8 protein-coding genes are annotated in these 8842 nt (G+C 38.2%); 7 read left to right on the top strand and 1 reads right to left on the bottom strand.

Annotation, left to right across the window (positions count from 1 at the left end; all coding sequences use genetic code 11):
- The first annotated feature begins 1115 nt into the window (after positions 1 to 1115).
- The 4 genes from nrdJ to KQI76_RS01475 all read left to right on the top strand — a co-directional run bounded on the left by nrdJ (position 1116) and on the right by KQI76_RS01475 (position 5509).
- The gene (nrdJ, locus tag KQI76_RS01460) at positions 1116 to 3539 is read left to right on the top strand and encodes a ribonucleoside-triphosphate reductase, adenosylcobalamin-dependent (RefSeq protein WP_216398520.1); all 2424 of its coding nucleotides are present in this window, start codon (positions 1116 to 1118) and stop codon (positions 3537 to 3539) included.
- Positions 3540 to 3751: 212 nt separating this feature from the next.
- Positions 3752 to 4153, top strand: a complete 402-nt coding sequence (locus tag KQI76_RS01465) for a DUF4430 domain-containing protein (protein WP_216398521.1) — start codon at positions 3752 to 3754, stop codon at positions 4151 to 4153.
- 113 nt (positions 4154 to 4266) lie between these two features.
- Complete coding sequence (locus tag KQI76_RS01470; RefSeq protein WP_216398522.1) at positions 4267 to 4764, top strand: ECF transporter S component; 498 nt, start codon at positions 4267 to 4269, stop codon at positions 4762 to 4764.
- A gap of 436 nt (positions 4765 to 5200) precedes the next feature.
- Positions 5201 to 5509: a DUF378 domain-containing protein gene (locus tag KQI76_RS01475; protein ID WP_216398523.1), complete on the top strand. Its 309-nt coding sequence runs from the start codon at positions 5201 to 5203 to the stop codon at positions 5507 to 5509.
- Between the two features lie 119 nt (positions 5510 to 5628).
- Here the strand turns inward: KQI76_RS01475 and KQI76_RS01480 are convergent, their stop codons facing one another.
- Positions 5629 to 6738, bottom strand: a complete 1110-nt coding sequence (locus KQI76_RS01480) for an NADH-dependent flavin oxidoreductase (RefSeq protein WP_216398524.1) — start codon at positions 6736 to 6738, stop codon at positions 5629 to 5631.
- A 250-nt stretch (positions 6739 to 6988) separates the two neighbouring features.
- Between KQI76_RS01480 and KQI76_RS01485 the strand changes: the two genes are divergently transcribed.
- The 3 genes from KQI76_RS01485 to KQI76_RS01495 all read left to right on the top strand — a co-directional run bounded on the left by KQI76_RS01485 (position 6989) and on the right by KQI76_RS01495 (position 8676).
- Positions 6989 to 7210 carry a DUF2829 domain-containing protein gene (locus KQI76_RS01485; RefSeq protein WP_216398525.1) on the top strand — a complete coding sequence of 74 codons (222 nt, stop codon included), beginning with the start codon at positions 6989 to 6991 and terminating at the stop codon, positions 7208 to 7210.
- 50 nt (positions 7211 to 7260) lie between these two features.
- Complete coding sequence (locus KQI76_RS01490; protein ID WP_216398526.1) at positions 7261 to 8016, top strand: 3-oxoacyl-ACP reductase; 756 nt, start codon at positions 7261 to 7263, stop codon at positions 8014 to 8016.
- A 150-nt stretch (positions 8017 to 8166) separates the two neighbouring features.
- A complete protein-coding gene (locus tag KQI76_RS01495; protein ID WP_216398527.1) occupies positions 8167 to 8676 on the top strand; it encodes a QueT transporter family protein in 510 nt (169 codons plus the stop codon).
- Positions 8677 to 8842 lie beyond the last annotated feature (166 nt).

Here is an 8842-nt window from a genome sequence, read left to right on the forward strand (position 1 = left end):
CTACCCTTTTCATTTATAAGAGTCGGGATCGCCTTATTTCCGTTATATAAGTGTAAGCAAATCAACATTCCAAGTCCTCTATAAGTCGCTCAGATACAGGCCATTAATGATAAAGCAGGACTTCTAATATCAGCTGACCCCCTTCAAATGCTTGAAAGAGGGGTCTTACCGACAGTTACACTGCGATAAAGTGAAACTTCATTCAGTGGAGGTTGGGATTACATTAGCTATGCCATGCAGACCTTCCCATAGGACCTGGTGGCCTTAGCCTGAATTCCCCATCCTACTGAATGTTAGTTGAACCAATCGGGCCGTTACTGTCAGTTGACCCCCTAATTACAATTCTTATCCTCCTTCAAATACTTAAAGGAGGGGCTTACTGACAGTTACACTGCGGTAAAGTGAAACTTCATTCAGTGGAGGTTGGGCTTACATTAGCTATGCCGTGCAGACCTTCCCATAGGACCTGGTGGCCTTAGGCTGAATTCCCCATCCCACTGAATGTTAGTTGAACCAATCGGGCTGTTACTGTCAGTTGACCCCCTAATTACAATTCTTATCCTCCTTCAAATACTAGAAGGAGGGGTCTTACTGACAGTTACACTGCGGTAAATTCCATTATTCCATTAAAGCTGTTATCATATGATTCGACGGTTATTCGTCTAATAACTATATGTGGTATTTACATACTTTTTAAACATCAATATATTGATTTTATTTTCACTTACAGTTATGATATAAAAGTGAACCTTTTATTCAGTGGACATTTTCCTCAACCCTCACTGACTTTTAGATAAACAAATCAGACTTTTACTGACTGTTCCCCTTTCTTATCATCCGACCCTTCCCCTTAGGTTATTGGAATAGGGGCTTTTTAGTCAGTTTAACTACGATAAAATAAGGATTTAAACAAATTCACTTTTTTCTTAAAAGATTCCTTGTTTATCTAAAGATAAGTGATCGGTTCTGATTTAAATGAACTTTTCCTATATCTGATACTTATTATAAAAGGGAGCAAGTGATATCCTTAATCATCAAATGATCGTTTTTCAAATATGAAGCATTTGGTTCAATGAATTGGTTACCATTAGAAAGCAAGGAGAAGGAGAGCAATCATGTTAATTGAATATATTACCGACGATTTTGTCGAAAAAGTTGTGGAAAACAAGCCAAATCCACTAACTGAAATTGGGAGTTTTGTCTACACCAGAACATACTCTAGATGGAAAGCGGGTAAAAACAGAAGAGAATTCTGGCATGAAACAGTCCAACGTGCAGTGAATTATAATATGACCTTAGCAAGTGATCATCTTGAGAAAATTGGATTAGAACCAGACTATCGAGCTCTACAAAAAGAAGCAGAGCGGATATTTTTAAGTATTTATGAAACGAAACAATTTCCTTCAGGGCGTACTCTATGGCTTGGCGGTGGAAATGATGTTATCAACGAGAAATTCACACTTGGTAACTTTAATTGTTCTTTTACCAATATAAAAGATTGGGGAGATTTACCTGAAGTCTTTTACTTATTGTTAGTTGGTACTGGAATTGGGATTAAATCTACACTAAAAATGGCCAAAGCGATGCCGAAAATCAAAACTAATGTGAAGGTCCTTCATTCTGAGTATAAGCCGCTTCCTAAAGAAGAGCGACTCGAGCATTCTAAACTTGTTGAAATCGGTAATGGCTTTGTTAAAATATATATTGGTGATTCTAAGGAAGGCTGGGTTGAATCGCTTCACTTATATTTAGATGTCTTAACGAATAAAAAATATAAACATATTCACACAATTAAGTTTAGCTATAACTCTATTCGGCCAAATGGTGAAAGACTGAAAACTTTTGGTGGAACAGCTTCTGGACATGAACCATTAAAATCAATGTATGAAGGCTTTGCAAATGTACTGAGTAACAAGATTGATGATAGCTTAGAGCCCATTGCAGTAGATGAAGAGGGCTATGGTCAAGTCAGACCGATTCATATTCTTGATATGGCAAATTTAATTGGTGCCAACGTTGTCGTTGGTGGTGTACGGCGTACTGCTGAAATCTTCCTTTCTGACGCGGATGACATCGAGGTTCTACTTGCCAAATACGGGATTAATGGTTTTTGGTCACAAGAGCACTTTGATCAACATGAAGTTGTTAAGGATACCTTAGTTAAAAATGGGATCAAACTACCAAAGTGGTTTAAAGACATGTCGCTAAAACAACATGCTGTATCTTATGATGATGGAAAAAGCTTAAAGTATTTCGATGATAAAGATACAGCACTCACATTCGCAGATCAAGTAAATGGCTATTACATGTATCCTGTTCGAGAGCCAAGAAAAAACATTGACCATCGACGAATGAGTAATAACTCTGTTGCCTTTACAAGCAAACCAAGCGATGAAAGATTAAGTTTACAATTTGAATTATTAAAAGGCGAAGGTGAGCCTGCCTTTGTCAACCTTGAAGAGGGGGCCCGACGAATACTGAAACAACTAGGGGAGACCAAGCCAACAAGAAGCAGGTTGGAATATATCATGGAAGAGATTGGGCTAAATCCATGTGTTGAAATTATTTTATTCAGTAAAAACGTTTGTAATTTAACAACAGTTAACTTAACTGCCTTTGTCAATGAGGATCAAACGCTTGATGAAGAAGGTTTGTTACAGGCACAAAGAGATTCTGCCCGAATTGGACTGAGAATGACTTTAGCAGAACTTGAACTTAAAGCATGGGATAAAGTGCAAAAGCGTGATCGTTTGCTAGGTACATCATTAACAGGTTGGAAGGATGCGATGGCCTTGCTAGGCTATACTCAAGCCCAAGAAGAGGAGTTACAAAGGAAATTACACCATGCATCAAGAAGTGAGGCTGACAAGTATGCTAGAGAGTTGCGAATAAGCGCACCATTACTTGTAACAGCAGTAAAACCAGAAGGAACGCTAAGTCAAGTTGCGCGAAACCCAATAACAGATTCACCTGTATCTAGTGGCTTACATTGGTCACACTCGCCCTACTACATTAGAAGAATCAGAATCAATGCATCTGATCCACTTGCTAAAGTAGCCTTAGATCTCGGATGGACCGTAAATCCTGAAGTTGGGACAGAAGGAGACACTTACGAAGAGCGAATGGCCAATGCCAAGACGCTTGTTGTTGATTTCCCTGTCGCTTCTGGAGCAGATAAAACAAAAGATGATATTTCCGTTGATGAACAATTCGATAACTACTTTAGTTTCCAAAATAATTACACAGAGCACAACACATCAAATACGATTACCGTTAAACCTAATGAATGGAGTAGGGCTGAGGAAAGAGTCAAACAAGGTTGGGATAACTTTGTTGGTGTATCTTTCTTAGCATTAGATGGCGGAACATACCAATTGATGCCATATGAAGCCATCACAAAAGGTGAATTCGAGGAGAAAAAGGCAAAGATGGTGCCATTTACTGCTGAATTACTTGAACAATACGAGGTAACTGATAACCTTGAAGATGCAGATATTGGGAATGATGGTTGTACTACAGGTGCTTGTCCAATTAGATAAGTAAAATGTCTCTCAGTGGTGTTTTCATTATTCCCTAAGTGTGAGATGAACGAATCAGGCTTTGGCTACTATTGATTCCTCACATGTCATTCAATTGCTTTGTTGTGGGGGACTTACAATTCGTTAAGCTAGGATAAATAGTTTATGAGCGGCGTCACTATTACGACGCCCTCTTGTTTGAAAAAATTTTCTCTAGAGGGAGTTATAATCATATGAAATTTTTAAAATTATTTTTACCTTTAATGTTAGCTACAAATATTTTATTTGCTTGTGGATCGACTGACCCGAATAATAATGGTGGACAATCAACACAAAGTGAAGTTCAGCAATTACAAATAGAACTCATCATTTCACAAGAACACGGCGAAGAAATTCTTGCCGAAGAGGAATTAGAAGTTGAAGAAGGATCGACTTTAATGGACATTTTGAAAGATAACTTTGACATTGAAGAGGACAATGGTTTTATTACTGCCATCAATGGGATTAAAGCGGAGGAAGATGAACCCTATGCTTGGATGTATACAATCAATGGGGAAATGGCTTCTGTAGGAGCTGCCGATTACAAGGTTGAAAATGGAGATGTCATAGAATTTGACTTCCAAAGTTGGGAGTAATAAGTTGACTATTGGGAAATTAGCCATGCTATCCATGTTGGTCAGTATTGCGTTATTGGCAGAACACAATGAAGATATCATAGAATTTGGCTTCCAAAGTTAGGAGTAGTAAGTTGACTGTTAGGAAATTAACCATGTTATCCATGTTGGTCAGTATTGCCGTTATCGGCAGAATATATATGAGCTTCATTCCAAATGTTCAACCCCTTACCATGATCATTATGATTACAGCTATTCTGATGGGTAGAACAAACGGCGTACTTGTTGCAACAATTAGTATTATAGTAAGTAACTTATTCTTAGGATTTGGCATTTGGAATCTGCCACAAGTTATCTCTTTTTCACTTATTGCAATCATAAGTGGATCTTTTCGCCATTTGAAGGATAAGAAATACTTCATTTACCTATTAGCTTTAATCGGCTTTTTCGCAGGATACTTTCATGGTTTTATCATGTCCTTGTTTGAATACATTATCTTTGACCATTTTTTGGCCTATTACATCGCCGGGATCCCTTTTGATACTTATCATGCTGTTGGGAATTTCATTATGGCTTTTATCTTATACAAACCGATTGAGAGAGCCTTTGAAATGATCGAACCTATAAATTGAATTCGACTTTTTGATTAAATGAATGTGAACATTTTAAAAATGCTTTGAAACCATTCGTTAGCTATTCAAGAATAAGGTGGACCTTCACTTAGTGGGGGCCACTTTATTTATTTTTATAGAGGAAGCAATCGGCAAAATGATCCGTGAGAATAATAAGTTTGCCTCTCCTTTTTTTCGACCCCAATCTGAATTTTCCCCTTTATACTTCTATTCTTATCCGAAAGAACAAGATTTATTCTAGTCAACAATTTGAAAAGATCCAGTGGTAAAAGCAAACAGAGGTCATTCACCTTTGTTTTTTTATTTACGCAGGAAAAGGAAATCCTTGTGATTAAAGATTAACTTTATCCCCAATTCCACATATTGATTGTATGAAATTTTGTTTAGAGCAAAAGATAAAACTGATCGTAACTTGGATGAGGAGGTGAATGATTTCATGAGCACATTTAAGCGTATTGCCTTAGTATTAACGGTAATCGGAGCAATTAACTGGGGGCTAATCGGGTTTTTTCAATTTGATTTAGTGGCTTTCATCTTTGGTGGACAGGGTGCTGCTTTATCCCGTTTATTATACAGCCTTATAGGACTAAGTGGTCTCGTCTGTTTATCTTACTTTTTTGACCCGGTAGACCAGACAGACAGCGATCGCTCACTCAACACAAGTAGTGTCAATTATGGTGTCGAATTTGGCGAGGACTTTGAATATGACCGAAATAGAGATAATGATGACAATCGAACTAGATAATTGAATATCTGTTGTTAGAGGAATTTGGATATTAAGCCATTTGTTTATTTAGATTTATTTTTTTAGCAAGCTAAACAAACTGACCCCCACCGATACTTTGGTGGGGGCTAAAAATAAACTTATTTTTTAATTAATCGTTCTGGCATCATCCCTTCCAAAAAGGCCCAGACACCGTTTTCGATCATTAATTCTTCCCGTTCATACTCTGATAATTCTTTTCGAACTAAATCTTCACGATCCGCCAAAATTTTTGCAGTCCAATGCGGATCAATCAGTAAGGCACGGCCAAGTGCAACAAGATCTGCCTTTTCGAGAACGTCTTCCGCATCCTTCTTCGTTCTAATATCACCTACACCAATAAAAGGGAGGCGACCATTTATTTTTTCATATAGGTAATGAATGATTGGCTTATCCTGATATGCCTCACTGATCGAGATTCGTTTATAGTCATTGAAAGACACATGCAGGTAGTCTAATGGTTTATCTGCTAACTGGTCAATTAAGTACAAAGTATCTGGCAAACGAATGCCGGGCGTCTCAAATTCTTCTGGGGAAAACCGATAACCAACAATAAAATTTTTCCTTTCTGATCGATCGACAACTTCAGTCACTGCTCCAACAAGATCATTAATAAACTTAAACCGCTTCTCCCGACTTCCACCCCACTCATCTTTCCGGCGATTGGAATGGGGAGAAAAAAATTGCTGAAGCAAGTAAGTGTTTGCGCCATGGATTTCAACCCCATCAAACCCAGCTTTAATTGCACGCTCAGTCGCTTGTTTATAGCTTTCAATTAAGTCGGTAATTTCTTCACTCGACAACTCCCTAGGTGTTTCTGCATCCGGACGCTCAGCAGGAACAGCACTTGCCGAAACTGGCTGTACACCTCGGAGGATCTTAGAATTTGTCATTCGCCCTGCATGGAATATTTGTAAAATAGCTCTTGTATCATTTTTTTTAATTGATGCAGCTAGCCTGGATAAGCCTGGAATAAAGCGATCATGGTAAACAGCCAATTGTCCTTCCCATCCCTTACCATTTTCCTGGACATTTGCCGCACCCGTAATAACTGCTCCTACTTCTCCAGATCGTAGCCCATAATAAGCACATTCATCTCTCGTTACAACACCATCTTGAAAACTCATCATCGTTGTCATCGGTGCCATAATCACTCGATTTTTTATCGTTAAACCACGCTTAAATGTGAGTGATTCATTTAATTGTGCCATCTCATCATCCCCTTTTTATAAGTACTTGATCAGCAGATAGATATCCCTCTTATTGGTATATTACCCGTTTTGGCTTTTATTCCTTTTTGATCTAATTTATATAAATAGATCGCTAAATCGTGTGAGACAAGTGATTAAAGGTTCTGGCCAATCACCTACCTACAGGTGGCTTTAGTATCCTTACTCTCATTTGTCATTCATAGACGATTCCTTTATAATTTCAATATCAATAGATAAAGGATGATTTGATATGACATTTGAAGAAATCTTACCACATTTGAAAGCTGGAAAAAAAATTATTCGACAAGGTTGGGCGGGTGCTGAACTCTATGTCAAATTAGTTGATGAGAGTATGATCGATGGCGAGCGCTTAAATCCATATTTTCTAATCAATGTTCAAGGTGAAGGGTATACGATGTTCACCCCAACAGTTTGTGACTTACTTGCAGATGATTGGGAAATTGTTGATTAATTGAAATTAATCCGGATAAATTTCAGGTTATTTCTCATGAGGTGATTAGGATGCAATTTGAAGAATTTAAAGGAAAGTGTGTATTTATTACAGGTGCTAATTCAGGAATTGGCTATGCACAAGCCCAGGCCTTTTTAACTCAGGGTGCAAATGTTTTTGCCCTTGATATTAAGGAAGACAAGTTGTCCCAATTAAAAAAGCAATTTAACGATCAGTTTGACTACCGACTTGGTAATATTTCAGAAAAGAGTAAGGTAGAAACAACTGTTTATCATGCGATCAAGCAAAATGGCACGATCGATATTCTGCTCAATACCGCGGGAATTCTGGATAACTATGCAAAAACGTTAGAAACAGATGAAGACTTATGGGATCGAGTCATTCAAACGAATTTAAAGGGAACATATTTAGTGACTAATACCGTATTACCACATATGTTGCAAGAGAAAAAAGGTTGCATTATCAATATGGCTTCGATTGCAGGACTAGTTGCAGGAGGTGGCGGGGCAGCCTATACCGCTTCAAAACATGCCATTATTGGTTATACAAAACAATTGGATTATGATTATGCCCATGCAGGAATCCGCGCAAATGCACTTGCACCAGGCGCCATTAAAACACCGATGAATCAAGCAGATTTTGCTGGGGACGGAGAGATGGCTAAGTGGGTTGCGAATGAAACGCCAGCTGGTAGATGGGCAAAACCAGAAGAGGTCGCAAATCTCACCCTGTATATCGCTAGTGAAGCAGCAGACTATATACACGGAACAACTATTCCTATTGATGGGGGTTGGACAATGAAATAACCCTGTTCATCCCTAATATTTTCTGTTATAATGGACAAGCAAGTTTTTTTGAACTTGCACTATGGCACTTAGCTAGGGCGATAAAGCTCTCATCCTTTGGTCATAGTTATTACTAAGATAGCACTTGCTATTTTACAAAGGAGAAATATGATGAATACAAATCCCTCAAAGACAAGTAGACCTGTCCAAGAAATAGCGAAAATGGGTCTAATTGCAGCACTCTATATTGTTATCACACTCGCCGTCGCCCCAGTTGGCTTTGGTCCAATCCAATTTAGATTATCCGAAATGTTTAACTACCTTGCCCTTTTACATAAACGCTATGTATTTGCGGTAACATTAGGTGTTGTGATTGTTAACTTCTTCTCACCTTTTGGAATTATCGATGTAGTCGTTGGTAGTTTGTCTACTTTTCTAGTTTTGATTATTTCAAGAGCAGCAACCAAACAGATCAAAAACTTAAAAGTAAAGATGACCGTAACAGCCATCATTGCCACTTTATCAATGTTTACGATCGCTGGACAAATCTATCTTGTTTCTGAAGAACCCAGCTCTTTTTGGTTCATGTATCTAACCATTGCATTAGGAGAACTGGTTTCGATGACGATCGGTGGATTTATTATTTATTTTATTAATAAGAAGATTGATTTGAGTAAATAAGAAACATATCCTGGTTTGATTCAATGGCAAAATTGAGTAGCTCTTATAATCAAAACCACCAGTGTGAACTGGTGGTTTGCTCTGCGGCTGAAAGCCTATGTTACCGGCCTCGGCCTAAAAGGCCCACTGAATGGGTTTCCCTTTTGCACCACACTTACTCACTGAT

The sequence above is a fragment of the Amphibacillus sp. MSJ-3 genome, assembly GCF_018919165.1.
In the GTDB taxonomy this organism is placed as follows: Bacteria; Bacillota; Bacilli; order Bacillales; family Amphibacillaceae; genus Amphibacillus.